The 14,792-nt window shown below is 62.8% G+C and carries 12 protein-coding genes and 1 tRNA gene; 4 read left to right on the top strand and 9 right to left on the bottom strand.

Annotation, left to right across the window (positions count from 1 at the left end):
* Nucleotides 1-16 precede the first annotated feature (16 nt).
* From ACTWJ5_RS01945 to ACTWJ5_RS01930, 4 genes are all read right to left on the bottom strand, one after another.
* Entirely contained in the window at nucleotides 17-781 is a 765-nt protein-coding gene (locus ACTWJ5_RS01945; protein ID WP_444437360.1) for a uroporphyrinogen-III synthase, read from the bottom strand.
* On the bottom strand, nucleotides 778-1,719 hold the full coding sequence (gene hemC, locus ACTWJ5_RS01940) for a hydroxymethylbilane synthase (RefSeq protein WP_074978052.1): 942 nt from the start codon (nucleotides 1,717-1,719) through the stop codon (nucleotides 778-780). Before hemC ends, ACTWJ5_RS01945 begins: the two co-directional genes overlap by 4 nt.
* Nucleotides 1,720-1,993: 274 nt before the next feature.
* On the bottom strand, nucleotides 1,994-2,740 hold the full coding sequence (gene algR / locus ACTWJ5_RS01935; protein WP_074978054.1) for an alginate biosynthesis regulator AlgR: 747 nt from the start codon (nucleotides 2,738-2,740) through the stop codon (nucleotides 1,994-1,996).
* A gap of 4 nt (nucleotides 2,741-2,744) precedes the next feature.
* The gene (locus ACTWJ5_RS01930) at nucleotides 2,745-3,815 is read right to left on the bottom strand and encodes a sensor histidine kinase (protein ID WP_009615041.1); all 1,071 of its coding nucleotides are present in this window, start codon (nucleotides 3,813-3,815) and stop codon (nucleotides 2,745-2,747) included.
* Between the two features lie 231 nt (nucleotides 3,816-4,046).
* Here ACTWJ5_RS01930 and argH point away from each other — a divergent pair, with 231 nt between their 5' ends.
* Nucleotides 4,047-5,441, top strand: coding sequence for an argininosuccinate lyase (argH, locus tag ACTWJ5_RS01925; RefSeq protein ID WP_074978056.1), 1,395 nt, complete (start codon nucleotides 4,047-4,049; stop codon nucleotides 5,439-5,441).
* A gap of 470 nt (nucleotides 5,442-5,911) precedes the next feature.
* On the top strand, nucleotides 5,912-6,889 hold the full coding sequence (locus ACTWJ5_RS01920) for an IS110 family transposase (protein ID WP_444436200.1): 978 nt from the start codon (nucleotides 5,912-5,914) through the stop codon (nucleotides 6,887-6,889).
* 159 nt (nucleotides 6,890-7,048) lie between these two features.
* Here ACTWJ5_RS01920 and ACTWJ5_RS01915 read toward each other — a convergent pair whose 3' ends face one another.
* The 3 genes from ACTWJ5_RS01915 to gabD form a co-directional block, all read right to left on the bottom strand.
* Nucleotides 7,049-8,278: an HDOD domain-containing protein gene (locus ACTWJ5_RS01915; RefSeq protein ID WP_444437359.1), complete on the bottom strand. Its 1,230-nt coding sequence runs from the start codon at nucleotides 8,276-8,278 to the stop codon at nucleotides 7,049-7,051.
* A 223-nt stretch (nucleotides 8,279-8,501) separates the two neighbouring features.
* Nucleotides 8,502-9,782, bottom strand: coding sequence for a 4-aminobutyrate--2-oxoglutarate transaminase (gene gabT, locus ACTWJ5_RS01910; protein ID WP_009615038.1), 1,281 nt, complete (start codon nucleotides 9,780-9,782; stop codon nucleotides 8,502-8,504).
* Between the two features lie 196 nt (nucleotides 9,783-9,978).
* Nucleotides 9,979-11,430: an NADP-dependent succinate-semialdehyde dehydrogenase gene (gene gabD, locus ACTWJ5_RS01905; RefSeq protein WP_009615037.1), complete on the bottom strand. Its 1,452-nt coding sequence runs from the start codon at nucleotides 11,428-11,430 to the stop codon at nucleotides 9,979-9,981.
* Nucleotides 11,431-12,038: 608 nt separating this feature from the next.
* On the opposite strand from gabD, the gene ACTWJ5_RS01900 reads away from it, so the two are divergent.
* Nucleotides 12,039-12,115: transfer RNA gene (locus ACTWJ5_RS01900), tRNA-Arg, on the top strand.
* Nucleotides 12,116-12,341: 226 nt separating this feature from the next.
* On the opposite strand, the gene ACTWJ5_RS01895 is transcribed toward ACTWJ5_RS01900, so the two are convergent.
* A complete protein-coding gene (locus ACTWJ5_RS01895) occupies nucleotides 12,342-12,740 on the bottom strand; it encodes a lysozyme inhibitor LprI family protein (protein WP_444437358.1) in 399 nt (132 codons plus the stop codon).
* Nucleotides 12,741-13,052: 312 nt separating this feature from the next.
* On the opposite strand from ACTWJ5_RS01895, the gene ACTWJ5_RS01890 reads away from it, so the two are divergent.
* Nucleotides 13,053-13,952: a hypothetical protein gene (locus ACTWJ5_RS01890; RefSeq protein WP_444437357.1), complete on the top strand. Its 900-nt coding sequence runs from the start codon at nucleotides 13,053-13,055 to the stop codon at nucleotides 13,950-13,952.
* Nucleotides 13,953-14,013: 61 nt separating this feature from the next.
* Here ACTWJ5_RS01890 and ACTWJ5_RS01885 read toward each other — a convergent pair whose 3' ends face one another.
* Complete coding sequence (locus ACTWJ5_RS01885; protein ID WP_134303903.1) at nucleotides 14,014-14,637, bottom strand: hypothetical protein; 624 nt, start codon at nucleotides 14,635-14,637, stop codon at nucleotides 14,014-14,016.
* Nucleotides 14,638-14,792 lie beyond the last annotated feature (155 nt).

The raw sequence follows: 14,792 nt of genomic DNA, 5'->3' as shown, positions 1-14,792 counted from the left end.
ATCCTTCGCTCGGAAATTATTCTTCGTCGGCGCCCCTGAGCGCCTCCAGCAAGGCCGCGGCATTCGCCCCGCGGCAATCGATCACGCGTCGCGCACCGGCGTCCCGGGCCAGTTCGGCGACCCGCGGGCTGGGCACGAACAAGGGTAGCCCGGCCAGTTGCGGCCAGTCCTCCCCGGCCACGCACAGCAGGTGTTCCAGGCCCTGGCCGCTGCTCACCACCAGGCCGTTCAGTGCTTCGTCGCGCACCCGCCGCGCCAGTTCGCCCGCCGGGTAGGCCGGCAGGACGCGACGGTAGAGTTCCAGATAATCCACCACCACACCTTGGCCGCGCAGGCGCTCGGCGAGGAATTCTCGGCCACCTTCGCCACGCAGGATCAGCACTCGCGGCCCGGGTACCTGCAGGGCCTGCACCAAGGCCGGCAGCGCCAGCAGTGCTTCGCTGTCGTCGCCGTTCTCCGGATGGTGCACGCACAAGCCGTAGTCATCGAGGATAGCCGCAGTGGCCGCGCCGACCGCGAACCAGTCCTGGCGCGCCGGCGGTTGCGGCCAGTAGCGGTCGATGCGCTCCACGCCCAGGCGCGCGGCAGGCTTGCTGACCACCACCACGGCGCAGTAGCGGTCCAGGTCGAGCAGCAGGCTGCGCTGCTCGGGGGTTTCTTCCAGCGGCTCGATAGCCAGCAACGGCAGGCTGGCGCTGGCCACGCCATGCTCGGCGAGGCTGGCGGCCAGGGCCGCGCACTCGTCCTGCGGCCGCGTCAGCAGCAGGCGCCAGTGGCTCACTGCGGGCCGGCCTCGCCATAGACGGCGGCGAGGATGTCGGCCGCGCCCTGTTCCAGCAGGTCTTCGGCGACCTTCACACCCAGCGCCTCGGCCTCGGCCAGGGGCGCGCGGGCTTCGGCGCGCAGCAGCTGCGAGCCGTCGGGCTGGCCGACCAGGCCGCGCAGCCACAGCTGCTCGCCCTCGCGCACGGCGTAGCAGGCGATGGGCACCTGGCAGCCGCCGTTGAGGCGCTTGTTCAGCGCGCGCTCGGCGGTCACCCGCAGCGCGGTGTCGGCGTGGTGCAGCGGCGCCAGCAGCGCGTGGATCTCGCTATCGGCGCTGCGGCATTCGATGCCCACGGCGCCCTGGCCGCCGGCTGGCAGGCTGTCCTCGACGCCGATGCTGGAGCGGATGCGCGCCTCGAAACCGAGGCGGATCAGGCCGGCGGCGGCGAGGATGATGGCGTCGTATTCGCCGGCATCGAGCTTGGCCAGTCGGGTGTTGACGTTCCCGCGCAGGAAGCGGATCTGCAGGTCCGGGCGGCTGGCCAGCAGCTGTGCCTGGCGGCGCAGGCTGGAGGTGCCGACCACGCTGCCGGCGGGCAGCTCGGCGAGGCTGGCGTAGGTGTTGGAGACGAAGGCGTCGCGCGGGTCTTCGCGCTCGCAGATGCAGTACAGGCCCAGGCCTTCGGGGAAGTCCATGGGCACGTCCTTCATGGAGTGCACGGCGATGTCGGCCGCGCCTTCCAGCAGGGCGGTCTCCAGTTCCTTGACGAACAGGCCCTTGCCGCCGATCTTCGCCAGCGGCGCATCGAGCAGCTTGTCGCCGCGGCTGGTCATCGGCAGCAGGCTCACGCGCAGGCCGGGATGGGCCTGCTCCAGGCGGGTCTTGACGTACTCGGCCTGCCACAGGGCCAAAGCGCTCTGACGGGTGGCGATTCGGATTTCGCGGGACGACATGGGCAATTCCGGACAAAGGACTGCCGGGGATGATAACAGGCTTCGGCGCCCAGGCTTTCCCCCCTGCGACGCCAAAGCAGGCTTTCGGCCCCGCCCTGGGCGGGTGAGCCTACCGCAAGGGCAAGGCCCGGCCTCTCGTAGGAGCGAGCTTGCTCGCGAACAAACGCGGTGCCATGCGGTTCGCGAGCAAGCTCGCTCCTACGAAAAGCCCACAGAGCCGCCGCCTACGCCGCATGCTCTTAGCCTGCCGCCTATAGCCTGCAGCCTGCCGCCCTCAAAGGTTATGCATCAACCGGCGCACGCCGGCGACGTGGCGCCGGCTCACGGTCAGGGCGTCGCCGTCCAGGCCCTTGAGGTAAAGCTGAAAATGCCCCAGCGGGGTGCGCTGCAGGCGCTCGATGCGCTCGCGCGAGACCAGGGCGTTGCGGTGGATGCGCACGAAGCGCTCGCCGAACTCGTCCTCCAGGGCCTTCAGCGGCTCGTCCAGCAGCACTTCGCCGCCGGCATGGCGCAGGGTCACGTACTTGTGGTCGGCGATGAAGAAGATCACATCCTCCAGGGGGATCAGCTCGATGCCCTTGCGCGTCCGCGCGCTGATGTGGCTGCGCGGGCCGGGGCCGCCGGCGGCCGGCGGCTTGGTCAGCGCCGCCAGCTGGATGCGGTTGGGCCTGGAAGCCTTCTTCAGGGCCTCGGCCAGGTCCTCGGCGCGCACCGGCTTGACCAGATAGCCGACCGCGCTGACCTGGAAGGCCTCCAGGGCGAATTCATCGTGGGCGGTGCAGAAGATCACCGCCGGGGGGGCTTCGCGCTCGCACAGCTTGGCGGCGACCTGGAGCCCGTCCAGGCCGGGCATGCGGATATCCAGCAGGACGATATCCGGCTTCAGGCTGTCGATCAGCGCCAGCGCTTCTTCGCCGTTGCTGGCGGAGGGTTCGAGGACGCGGTAGCCGTCCAGTTGCCCCACCAGTCGGGCCAGGCGCTCACGCGCCAGGGGTTCGTCATCGACGATCAGGACATTCATAAGCTCAGGCTTCCTGCATGAGACGCGCACATGGATAGCGTAGACAGGTGTAGTGCCGTCCGTCACGGCGTTCGACGCTGAGACTCGCTTTTGGCCCGAAAAGTGCCGCAATTCGCGCTGCGATATTCTGCAGCGCCTGCTTGGTCCCCTTCGTGGGCAGCGTCTGCGTCGACTCGTCGTACGGGTTGCTCACACACAGCTGGAACACACCGTCACGATAGTCCGCCTCAACCTTCACCAGGCCGCCTTCGATGCGCGGCTGGATACCGTAGATCAATGAATTCTCCAGCAGTGGCTGCAGGGTCAGCTGCGGGATGGGCACGCCATCGGGCACGCCGCTCACCTGCCAATCCAGTTGCAGCCGGTCGCCCAGGCGATACTGCTCTATGGAAAGATAGCGCCTGGCCAACTCCAGTTCCTCCCCCCAGGAAATTAAAGTCCCCGGCTTGGCCAGGCTGGCGCGGAACAGGTCCGACAGGTTCAGCACCGCCTGCTCGGCCTTGCCCGGGTCCAGCTCGATCAGGCTGGCGATGCTGTTCAGGCTGTTGAACAGGAAGTGCGGACGGATGCGCGCCTGCAACGATTCGATGCGCGCGCGCAACTCGGCCTGTTCCTGCCTGCGCCATTGGCTCTGCAGATAAAAGTAGCGTAGCAACAAGGCCGACATGATGAGGGCGATCAAGGCATGGCGCAGGTACAGGTTGACCTCGCCCTTGATCGACAGCGGCCCGCCCAGGGCGTAGTAGTCGGCCACCGCGGTGCAGCCGAGGGTCAGCAGCACCACCAGCAGGCAGCTGGCCAGCCCCGCGCCCCACGCCGGCCAGCGCGCCAGCAACGGCCGCAGGCGGCACAGCAGGCCGGCCGAGAGCAGCACTATCCACTGCACGAACAGCGAGGCCAGGGCCAGGCGCACCCAGTTGAAACTGGGCGTCATCGGCTCGGCCAGCACCAGTACCAGCACCAGCAGCTCGGCCAGCAGGACCAGGCTAAACAGCGCTTCGCTCTGGCACAGTTCGGGAATGAAGAAATCGTCTTGGGTTGCCGGCTGGTCGCCGGTCTTGGCTTGGTTTGGCATCGACGAAGTTTCCGCAAGCCTCCACGCCTCGGCAAGCGGCTCGTAGCCTGCCGGGCGAATTCGAGCACCGAAATGTCGACTGCGCCGCGCCCGGGCGGGGCGCCCCTGATCCTTCCCCCGCCACACCCGTCGCAGCACACGCCGTTTTTGACCTTCAGCCTGCTATTATCGTCGGACTTTGCCCTTCCTGCAGGCAGCGAACGCGCCTGCCCGTTTCCGCGAGAGAGATCCATGAGCGTAGAGAAGACCAACCAGTCCTGGGGCGGCCGCTTCAGCGAGCCCGTCGACGCCTTCGTCGCCCGCTTCACCGCCTCCGTCGACTTCGACAAGCGCCTCTACCGCCACGACATCATGGGTTCCATCGCCCACGCGACCATGCTGGCCAAGGCCGGCGTGCTGACCGACGCCGAGCGCGACGCCATCATCGACGGCCTGAAGCAGATCCAGGCCGAGATCGAGGCCGGCAGCTTCGACTGGCGCGTCGACCTGGAAGACGTGCACATGAACATCGAGGCGCGCCTGACCGACCGCATCGGCATCACCGGCAAGAAGCTGCACACCGGCCGTTCGCGCAACGACCAGGTGGCCACCGACATCCGCCTGTGGCTGCGCGACGAGATCGACATCATCATCAAAGAGATCACCCGCCTGCAGCAGGGCCTGCTGGGCCTGGCCGAGGCGGAAGCCGACACCATCATGCCCGGCTTCACCCACCTGCAGACCGCCCAGCCGGTGACCTTCGGCCACCACCTGCTGGCCTGGTTCGAGATGCTCAGCCGCGACTACGAGCGCCTGGTGGACTGCCGCAAGCGCGTCAACCGCATGCCCCTGGGCAGCGCCGCGCTGGCCGGCACCACCTATCCGATCCAGCGGGAAATCACCTGCGAACTGCTGGGATTCGAAGCGATCTCCGGCAACTCGCTGGACGGCGTGTCCGACCGTGACTTCGCCATCGAATTCTGCGCCGCCGCCTCCCTGGCGATGATGCACCTGTCGCGCTTCTCCGAGGAGCTGGTGCTGTGGACCAGCGCGCAGTTCCAGTTCATCGACCTGCCCGACCGCTTCTGCACCGGCTCCTCGATCATGCCGCAGAAGAAGAACCCCGACGTGCCGGAACTGGTGCGCGGCAAGTCCGGCCGCGTGTTCGGCCACCTCACCGGCCTGCTGACGCTGATGAAGGGCCAGCCGCTGGCGTACAACAAGGACAACCAGGAAGACAAGGAACCGCTGTTCGACGCCGCCGACACCCTGCGCGACAGCCTGCGCGCCTTCGCCGACATGGTCCCGGCGATCAAGCCCAAGCGCGAAATCATGCGCGAGGCAGCCCGCCGCGGCTTCTCCACCGCCACCGACCTGGCCGACTACCTGGTGCGCAAGGGCCTGCCCTTCCGCGACTGCCACGAGATCGTCGGCCACGCAGTGAAATACGGCGTGGACAGCGGCAAGGACCTGGCCGAGATGAGCCTGGAAGAACTGCGCAAGTTCAGCGACCAGATCGACGACGACGTTTTCGCCGTGCTGACACTGGAAGGCTCGGTGAACGCCCGCGACCACATCGGCGGCACCGCCCCCGCCCAGGTCCGCGCCGCCGTGGCGCGCGGCCGGGAACTGCTGGCCAAGCGTTGAGGGGTTAGCGCGTCAGCCACAAAGGAACGCCGCTTCCCCTCACGGGAAGCGGCGTTTTTTATTGTCCGCGTGCGGTCCATGCCTGGCTGTGAACGGTAGGAGCGGGCCCTGCCCGCGAATCGCGCGCAGGGCGCGCTCCTACAGGGGAATGGCGCAGGTGGGGCAGCGTAGGAGCGGATCTCATCCGCGAATCGCGCCGGAACGTCCGGCTATCGCGGAAAAGTTCCGCTCCTTGTATGTCGACGACCCGCCATAACGGCGGGTAGTCTCCGGCTGATCACCGGAAGGAAGACCAGGAAGACGTGTCCGCTCCTAGGCTACGAGCCTGCACTGTAGATAGTCTCCTGCCTTCCCAATCCACTCGTGAGTCCGAACGGTATCTGGAGCCCCACCCCGGTGGTAGCTCGTATAGGCAAGGTTGGATGGAGTGGAGTGCTGATGATGTAAAGCTGTAAGAGGTAGCAGGAGTTATGGCCATCGTAGTTGGCGTGGATATCGCCAAGAAAACTTTCGACATTGCGGTTCTGCAGAGCAATGGCAAATACCGCACCAAAGGCAATCTGAGCAACGATCAGTCGGGCTTCAGCGTCTTTGACCAGTGGCTGCAAAAACATGCCGAGCCAGGGGCGTGGGTGGTGATGGAAGCCACCAACATCTATCACGAAGCTCTGGGCGATTATCTGTTGGCCCGGGGATATCGTGTCTGCGTGATGAATCCGGCACGTATCGCCAGCTATGCGCAAAGCCAGTTGCAACGGGTCAAGACCGACAAGGTCGACGCCAAGTTGATCGCCCTCTACGGCGCTCGGCATGCCGAGGATCTCCAGCTCTGGCAGCCGGACCCGGTGAGCGTGCGGCAACTCCGTGCGCTGGTACGGCGCTACGAAGAGCTCAAGGAGCTGTTCCAGATGGAAATCAACCGCCTGGAAACCGCCAAGAGCGACGTGGTGAAAGAGTCGATCCTGTCGGTCTCGGCCCATCTGGAACAGCAGATTGAACAGACGCTGGAAGCGATTCGCCAACATATCGACAACGATCCTGACTTGCGGGGCAAGCGCGATCTGCTGACGAGTATCGAGGGTATCAGCGACAAAACTGCAGCCCTGTTGCTGGCCGAACTTGGATCAATCAGCCGCTTCGAGAGTGCCCGGGCGGTCGTGGCTTTTGCAGGACTCAATCCGAGGCTCAGGGAATCCGGCCAACACAAGGGCCAGGTGAGGATCTCAAAGATCGGCTCACGCCTCTTGCGGGCAGGCCTGTTCATGCCAGCCATCTGTGCCATGAGCCATAACCAGGCGATACGGGCACTGCGTTTACGGCTCGAGGAGAAAGGCAAAGCGGGTAAACAGATCATCTGTGCTGCCATGCGCAAGCTGCTGCAGATCGCCTATGGCGTCCTCAAGTCGGGCCAGCCATACAATGTGGAACTGGCCCTTGCTCGAGGCTAGGTGACACGGTATCTACGAAGGTCGCCTCGGCACAGCCGCTCCCACCACAACCGGCGGGCAAGGCTTCTCGTAGGAGCGAGCTTGCTCGCGAACAGGCTCCGCTGCAGAGGTTCATTCGCGAGCAAGCTCGCTCCTACGAAGAGCACAAAACGCTTGATCCTACGAAGCGCTTGGCTCCTCGGCGCCACAGAACTTCTGCAGCAACTGCAATTCCACCGGCCCCAGCCCAAGCATCCGCAGCGCCTTCTCTTCCTTCAACTGCCCGGCCTGGGAAGCCGGCAAACGTGCCGCCCTGGCCGCCAGGTTGAGCACCAGCGCCTTGCGCGAGAACACCCCGCTGCCCATGCCGTAGCACGCGGCGACCAGCCCGCGCAGCTCCAGCGGCAGGCGCCAGCGCGCGCGCAGCGTGGAGCCGAAACTGGCGCCGAAGGTCTTGAGGCTGTCGTCGATCTCCTGGTCATCCAGCGCTCCGCCGCGCCGGCACCACTCCTCCAGGGTGCGCAGCACCGCGAGGTCGCCCAGGCAATGCAGCAGGCCCGCGGTGTAGCAGCGTAGCGCGTCGACGTCGAGGCTCTCGGCCAGGGCCTGGGCGGCATCCGCGGTGCGCTGGGAAAGCGCCCAGAAGGCCGCGGCGCGCTCCTTCAAGCGTGGCTCCGCAAGCTGCGCGGCATGCTCCAGGCTGAGCCCCAGCACCAGGTTGCAGGCCTGGGCCAGGCCAAGGCGGGCCAGCGCCTGGGCGAGCGTCAGGCAGGGCATGCCGACGTGTCGCGCGGCGCTGTTGGCCGCGGCGATCAGGCAGGCGGTGATCTGCGGGTCGCGGCCGAACTCTTCTTCCATCTGCTCCAGGCTGACCCCTTCGCAGTTCAGGCAGCGGCTCGCCGATTCGCCGACCTCCGCCAGCAGGGGCGCGCCCTCGGCGGCATCACGAGCCTCGGCGAGGAACTCGGCCAGGCTGCCGGTGGGCTCCCGGGGCACGGCGCAACTGACTTCCTGCCCCGGCTCCAGCAGCAGGCTGCGCAGGCGCTGGCGCAGGTCCTCGGCATTGAACGGCTTGACCAGGTAGGCGCTGGGCGCCAGCGGCAGCACCGCGCGCACGCTGGCTCCATCGGCCTTGGCGCTGATCAGGATGAAGTCCGGCGCGCTTGCCCCGCGGCGGCTGCGGCGCAGGTGGCGGAGCAGGTCGATGCCGTCGGTGCCGGCCAGTTCCTGCTCGGCCAGCACCAGGGCGAAGGCGCGCAAGCGGCAGGCATCGATGGCCTGGTCACCGTCCTCGCAGTATTCGATGGCCGCGTCGCAACGCACGCTCAGCACCAGTTGGCCAAGCAGTTCGCGGTTCCAGGGGTCGGCGGCGGCGACCAGAACGGTCGGCGCGGCGCTGAGTGCTGTCATGGAGATCCTCTCGCAGATGCGCGCGCACCTTAACCGAGTCGCAAGGCGCCTGCCAGAGGGCGGCCCGGACGACATCGCGCGCAGGACAGGATAGCTGATGCGGCGCCGCTCTCCGATACGACCAAGGGGGTAGATGCGTCACGGCGCCGCAGCCGGAGCGGAACCCCGGAAAAAGAAAAGGCCCGCTTGCGCGGGCCTCTTCCGGTACTGCCGAACGAGCCGATCAGGCCAGTTCGTCGAAGCACTCGGCCAGGATGGCCAGGCCTTGCTTCAGCTGGGCATCCGGGATGGTTACCGGCATCAGGAAGCGGATCACGTTGTAGTAGGTGCCGCAGGAGAGCAGGATCAGGCCCTTCTCGCGAGCACGCACGACGATCTTGCTGACCAGCTCGGCCGCCGGCTTGTTCACGTCGCCGCCTTCGAACAGCTCGATGGCGACCATCGAACCCAGGCCACGGACGTCGCCGATCACCTTGTGCTTGGCCTGGATCTCGCGCAGGCCGGCCTTCAGGGTTTCGCCAACGGCTTGCGAACGCTCCAGCAGTTTCTCTTCGTCGAACACCTTCAGCACGGCCAGGGCCGCGGCGCAGGCGATCGGGCTGCCGGCGTAGGTGCCGCCCAGGCCACCGGGAGCGATGGCGTCCATGATCTCGGCCTTGCCGACGACGCCGGAGATCGGGAAGCCGCCGCCGACGGACTTGGCGAAGGTGGTCAGGTCCGGGACGATGCCCAGCTGCTCGGTGGCGAAGAAGGTGCCGGTACGGCCAGCGCCGGTCTGCACTTCGTCGGCGATCAGCAGGATGCCGTGCTCGTCGCACAGGGCGCGCAGGCGCTGCATGAACGGCTTGGAGTTGACGTAGAAGCCACCCTCGCCCTGTACCGGCTCGATGATGATGGCGGCGATGTCACGCGGCTGGGCGTCGTTCTTGAAGATGCGCTCGATGCTGGCGATCGACTCGTCTTCGCTGATGCCGTGCAGTTCGCACGGAGCCAGGGCGCGGAAGATGCCGCCCGGCATCAGGCCCATGCCGGCGGAGTACGGAACCACCTTGCCGGTCAGACCCAGGGTCATCATGGTGCGGCCGTGGTAGGCGCCGGTGAAGGCGATCACGCCGGCGCGGCCGGTGGCGGCACGGGCGATCTTCACGGCGTTCTCGACCGCTTCGGAACCGGAGGTGACCAGCAGGGTCTTCTTCGGGAAGTTGCCCGGCACGCGCTTGGCGATCTCTTCGGCCAGCTCGATGTAGGGCTCGTAGGCCAGCACCTGGAAGCAGGTGTGGGACAGCTTGGTCAGTTGCTCCTGAACGGCGGCGACCACTTTCGGGTGCAGGTGGCCGGTGTTCAGAACGGCAATGCCGCCGGCGAAGTCGATGTACTCGCGGCCCTCGACGTCCCACACGGTGGCGTTCTCGGCGCGCTCGGCGACGACCGGGTGGATCTGGCCCACGCCGCGCGGAACGGCGGCCTGACGGCGTTGCAGCAGGGATTCGTTGGTTTTGCTCATAGCTTCCTCAGTGGCCGCTCATCGGTCGGCCGGGTCAAAGGATGAAGACGGGGAGAAGCCACTCGCGACAGCATACGATGATCGACTGTCGCGGCACTTGCGGCCCGCCGGGTGGGTTGTCCGGTGCCACCACCGGAAAACGCCGGCGCGGGGGTGGCTGCCGGCTCTTGCCTGCCACCCCCGCGCCCACGGGAAATCAGATGCCGCCCAGGCAGAGGTACTTGACCTCGAGGTAATCCTCGATGCCGTACTTCGAACCTTCGCGGCCCAGGCCCGAGGCCTTGATGCCGCCGAACGGCGCGACCTCGTTGGAGATCAGGCCGGTGTTGATGCCCACCATACCGTACTCCAGGGCCTCGGCCACGCGGAATACGCGGCCCAGGTCGCGGGCGTAGAAGTAGGAGGCCAGGCCGAACTCGGTGTCGTTGGACATGGCGATGACGTCAGCCTCGTCCTTGAAGCGGAACACCGGGGCCAGCGGGCCGAAGGTCTCGTCCTTGGAAACGAGCGCGTTCTTCGGCACGTCGACCAGGATGGTCGGCTCGAAGAAGGTGCCGCCCAGGGCGTGCGGCTTGCCGCCGGCGACGACCTTGGCGCCCTTGCCCACGGCGTCGGCGATGTGTTCTTCGACCTTGGCCACGGCCTTGGAATCGATCAGCGGGCCGGTGGTCACGCCGCTCTCCAGGCCGTTGCCGATGTTCAGCTTGGCCACAGCGGCCTTCAGCTTCTCGACGAAGGCGTCGTACACGCCGTCCTGCACGTACAGGCGGTTGGCGCAGACGCAGGTCTGGCCGTTGTTGCGGTACTTGGAGATCAGCGCGCCTTCGACGGCGGCATCCAGGTCGGCGTCATCGAAGACGATGAAGGGCGCGTTGCCGCCCAGTTCCAGGGACACCTTCTTGATGTCCTTGGCGCATTCGGCCATCAGCTGGCGACCGATTTCGGTAGAGCCGGTGAAGGTCAGCTTGCGCACGATCGGGTTGCTGGTCAGCTCGCCGCCGACTTCGCCGGCGCTGCCGGTAACCACGCTGAACACGCCTTTCGGAATGCCGGCGCGCTCGGCCAGTTCGGCCAGGGCCAGGGCGGAATACGGCGTCTGCGAAGCGGGCTTGAGCACCATGGTGCAGCCGGCGGCCAGGGCCGGGCCGGCTTTACGGGTGATCATCGCCGAGGGGAAGTTCCACGGGGTGATGGCCGCGGTGACGCCGATCGGCTGCTTGATGACGATGATGCGCTTGTCCGGCTGGTGGCCGGGGATGGTGTCGCCATAGATGCGCTTGGCTTCTTCGCCGAACCACTCGAGGAAGGAGGCGGCATAGGCGATCTCGCCCTTGGCTTCGGCCAGCGGCTTGCCCTGCTCGATGGTCATCAGGCGGGCCAGGTCGTCCTGGTTCTCGATCATCAGCTCGAACCAGCGGCGCAGCTTGTTGGCGCGCTCCTTGGCGGTCAGCGCGCGCCAGGCCGGCAGGGCCTTGTCGGCGGCCTCGATGGCGCGGCGGGTTTCGGCGGCGCCCATCTTCGGCACGCTGCCGATGATCTCGTTGGTGGCCGGGTTGTTGACCTTGATGGTCTGACCGCTGTCGGCGTCCACCCAGGAACCGTCGATGTAGGCCTGTTGGCGGAACAGCTTGGCATCATTGAGTTGCATGACCAGTCTCCTTCGAGGAAAGCCATAAGCAGCGGGTCTACCTCGACTACCCCGCCTGCTCTTGTTGTCCGGGAAGCATTGGAGGGGCACCCGCCCCACCCGTTCCATCGTCCCGCCGCGCCGCCCGCCAGGGGACGGCACCGGCGCTAGCGCAGGGTCACCGATCGTCGCGCACGGGCGCGCGAAAACGGACCACGGCGGTAGCCGTAGCCGGTCGGATCAACCGGGAGGTCCATGGACGGGATACGCTGCGGAAACGCCACCACTGCAGGAATCGGCTGCTGCACGGCATCGCGCGCATTCGCCAGGCAGTACGGAAGTCGGTCATCCCACTGGCACGAGGCCGGGTACTGTGACGCCAATTCCCCTGTCTCCTGTTGTTGTGGTGGGCGTTTGAAATGTCAAACGCATCCTAGGGCCCCATCCCCCAAAGGGCAAGGGGTCGTTCGAAAAAACCAACGAAAGTACATGCCACCCGGCGCCTCCAGGCCAGCCATGGCCGACGGGTGGCAGACCGATTTCGAATTAACCGGAGCCACGCCCGAACGATGGACGCAAGCCGATCAGATGCGTATGATTGCCGCCTGCCGCGCCAGCCGCGGCCATGCGCATCCGTAGCTCAGCTGGATAGAGTACTGCCCTCCGAAGGCAGGGGTCGTGGGTTCGAATCCCGCCGGATGCGCCATATAAATCAAGCACTTAGCCATAAATGACTCGACGATCAAAAGCGTCGTGACAGCAGGGTGACAGAAAGTGCATGGAAACCCCCTCTGGTGTTGTGCACCAAAGGGGGTTTTTTGTGCCTGCTTGTGAGAAGCCCTCGCCTTCCAGCAAGCCACAGACGGCTCACAAGCGGACGAAGAGCGCTGGCGCTACTCACGGGTCAAGCGGAATAGTACAGCCAAGCAGGCTTATTCAGCCCCGTTCTGAGCAATCCATACCAGTGAGTCAGCTCGCTCCTTGGTCATCGTCAATTCACACCCAGAGCCGTTCAGCATATCCATCGTCCCACCAGACAGCGAATAATAGACTCCACAGTCGGCATCTCGGAACTTTACCCATAGACGCTGGGCATCGAGAAGCTTTTGCTTATTCTCCGCAGACAGCACCCCCATGGCAGTTTTATAGGCCTTATTAAGACGAGCATCTTGCTTCGCTAACTCCTCATTGGAGCAATCCACAAGAGCAGATGTCTCACCCTCAGCCTTACTGACACAAGAATCGTATGCGGCAGAATATCCGTCATCAGCAAAGGCACTTGCGCTTGAAATCGCCATAAAAATCGAAGTTACAACAAGAGACCGACGCATATACAACTCCATTTACTAGTTACAGATCCTAGCCTTCAGATGAAGGCTCTTTGCCATCATAACTAGCAAGCCAACCTTAGGCAAGGAGACCGCTAGTCAGGATATGGGGACGACTTAAACTGTAAATATCAGACACTAACATCAAAATAAGTGCTGATAAATATGGAAAAGTACTGTCCAACTTGCGAAGCAGCAATACAACAGAAATCCAAACAGTGGAAGAAACAAATCTACTGCTCAACTAAGTGCAGAAAAGTAGCACATAGAAAGAAACTCTCTAGAAGATCTAGAGAAGAACAAAAGAAAGCCAACATGCTTCAGAATGACGAAGTTCTGTACCTAGTTCGCCAGTGCAGGAGAGCCGGCACCATTCAAATACTTTCAGGGCATGACTCAAAATCCTTTATTGAGACTATGGCACTAATTAGAAACAAACCAAAAGCCAACATGCACCTCTGCCACATAGCACCTGTCAGTGGGCAGAACTCCGTGGGACTACTTCACGCCAAAAATTTATTCTGGGGAGGAGCCTACCAGAACCAGAAACTTGGAAACAAACATCTCGGCAAAGGATTATCAATAAGCAAAAGCGACCTCCTGGAGCGCTGGAGAGTCTCAAAAACACTCCCTACAAATGAAATACTCATCAAGATAGAGGAATATCTCGACGGGATAGTTAAAGACTACATCAAGGAGTCCCCGATAAGAAAATCAAAGAAGGCACAAATCGCCCAGAAAATAATACAACTCAAACCGGAGAAAAACCTTGAGGACCTGATTAAGCTCAGCTATACAAAGCTGCTTGAGGAATGGGAGGCACTTAGCAGCACGAAGCTAGCCAGACACTCCGCACCCCAGAACGAATCCAAGTACATATACTATATAGACGAGATAACGAGATTCATCTCCTACAACATGACAAACGGCGCCGACCTTCGAAGACTTCGGAAAGCGTTAATCTTCGGCTATATAGCCCTTGAAAAAATAGGGCACAGCAAAACATACAACAAAGATTTCAAATCAAGATACGGAAAGCTCGCCGAAAAATTCAAACACGCTAAACTTCGAAATGACGAAGACTGGTCAAAGTTCAAGGATCTCATCTACGACACCTCCTTCCGGACGCTGCAAGGAAAGCGCCTTAACATCAAGAAAATATACAAGAAAATAAAAGAATATATAACCTTCACTAAGAGCAACCCCTTCATCTGATTTAGAAGGGACCAACGAGCCCCAAGGAGCAAGGGCCCGCCGGATCATTAAATAAAATCAACTACGCCCTTTCAAACTCCAGGGACACAGCAGCAGAGCTTCCCTCTTCAATAGCCGAAAGGCATTCATCACGCTTTTGCTTGTTCGAAAATTTCATGCCGCGCGAGCCGAACTTACCATGAATGAAGAGCTGCTTACCGCCCTGCCGGGTAATCCGCTTAATCTGACTTAGAGGAACCTCCTCCATACTCCCAAGATCCGTAACAAACTTAAAGTTCAAATAATCCGAGATGGAGTAGTTGGCCATATCTTTAGGAAGCAGAACTCTATCATTAGCAGGATCTACCAACACCCCAAAATAGGTGCTACTTATTGACTGAGCCATTTTGAAAAGTACAAAAAGAGCGCAGAAAAGCAAGACAGGAACAAGGACAATCGCAATCCGAGTCTGGCTTGACCAGGCTACGAAAACCCAAGACATCAACACCACAGCGCCTGAAGTTGCGAACGGTTGAACTAGATTCCCCGTATCAAATACTCTTTGAGTATATTCATCTTCCGGATACTGACTTTTCAGACTTGAATACCTCCAGAATGAGACCATCAGCAGAGGTATCAATGCCACAAACCCAACCAGCAAACCTATAATTCTGCTCTGTTGCTGCCTTTCTTTCGCGGTAGCCACGGTTACAACTCCCTCTTGATGTAATGGCAAAAAGCTATATCGACACATTTCCTATAACCTTTAGAAAGGCTGCTGACACTGATCTAGCAAGTCCACATCCCCGGCGACATTTCCAAGAGACCACCATCAGTCACTGGCCAGCATCATGCCATAAC

This window comes from Pseudomonas sp. A6, assembly GCF_052367875.1.
GTDB lineage: Bacteria > Pseudomonadota > Gammaproteobacteria > Pseudomonadales > Pseudomonadaceae > Pseudomonas > Pseudomonas citronellolis.
This window is presented reverse-complemented; position numbering and strand designations above follow the sequence as displayed.

Excerpts from the sequence above, each read along its gene's own strand:
- ACTWJ5_RS01930 (WP_009615041.1), bottom strand. The coding sequence starts at position 3,815 with ATGCCAAACCAAGCCAAGACCGGCGACCAGCCGGCAACCCAAGACGAT.
- ACTWJ5_RS01915 (WP_444437359.1), bottom strand. The coding sequence starts at position 8,278 with ATGACAGCACTCAGCGCCGCGCCGACCGTTCTGGTCGCCGCCGCCGAC.
- gabT (WP_009615038.1), bottom strand. The coding sequence starts at position 9,782 with ATGAGCAAAACCAACGAATCCCTGCTGCAACGCCGTCAGGCCGCCGTT.
- hemC (WP_074978052.1), bottom strand. The coding sequence starts at position 1,719 with ATGTCGTCCCGCGAAATCCGAATCGCCACCCGTCAGAGCGCTTTGGCC.
- ACTWJ5_RS01920 (WP_444436200.1), top strand. The coding sequence starts at position 5,912 with ATGGCCATCGTAGTTGGCGTGGATATCGCCAAGAAAACTTTCGACATT.
- gabD (WP_009615037.1), bottom strand. The coding sequence starts at position 11,430 with ATGCAACTCAATGATGCCAAGCTGTTCCGCCAACAGGCCTACATCGAC.
- ACTWJ5_RS01890 (WP_444437357.1), top strand. The coding sequence starts at position 13,053 with ATGCTTCAGAATGACGAAGTTCTGTACCTAGTTCGCCAGTGCAGGAGA.
- argH (WP_074978056.1), top strand. The coding sequence starts at position 4,047 with ATGAGCGTAGAGAAGACCAACCAGTCCTGGGGCGGCCGCTTCAGCGAG.
- ACTWJ5_RS01895 (WP_444437358.1), bottom strand. The coding sequence starts at position 12,740 with ATGCGTCGGTCTCTTGTTGTAACTTCGATTTTTATGGCGATTTCAAGC.
- algR (WP_074978054.1), bottom strand. The coding sequence starts at position 2,740 with ATGAATGTCCTGATCGTCGATGACGAACCCCTGGCGCGTGAGCGCCTG.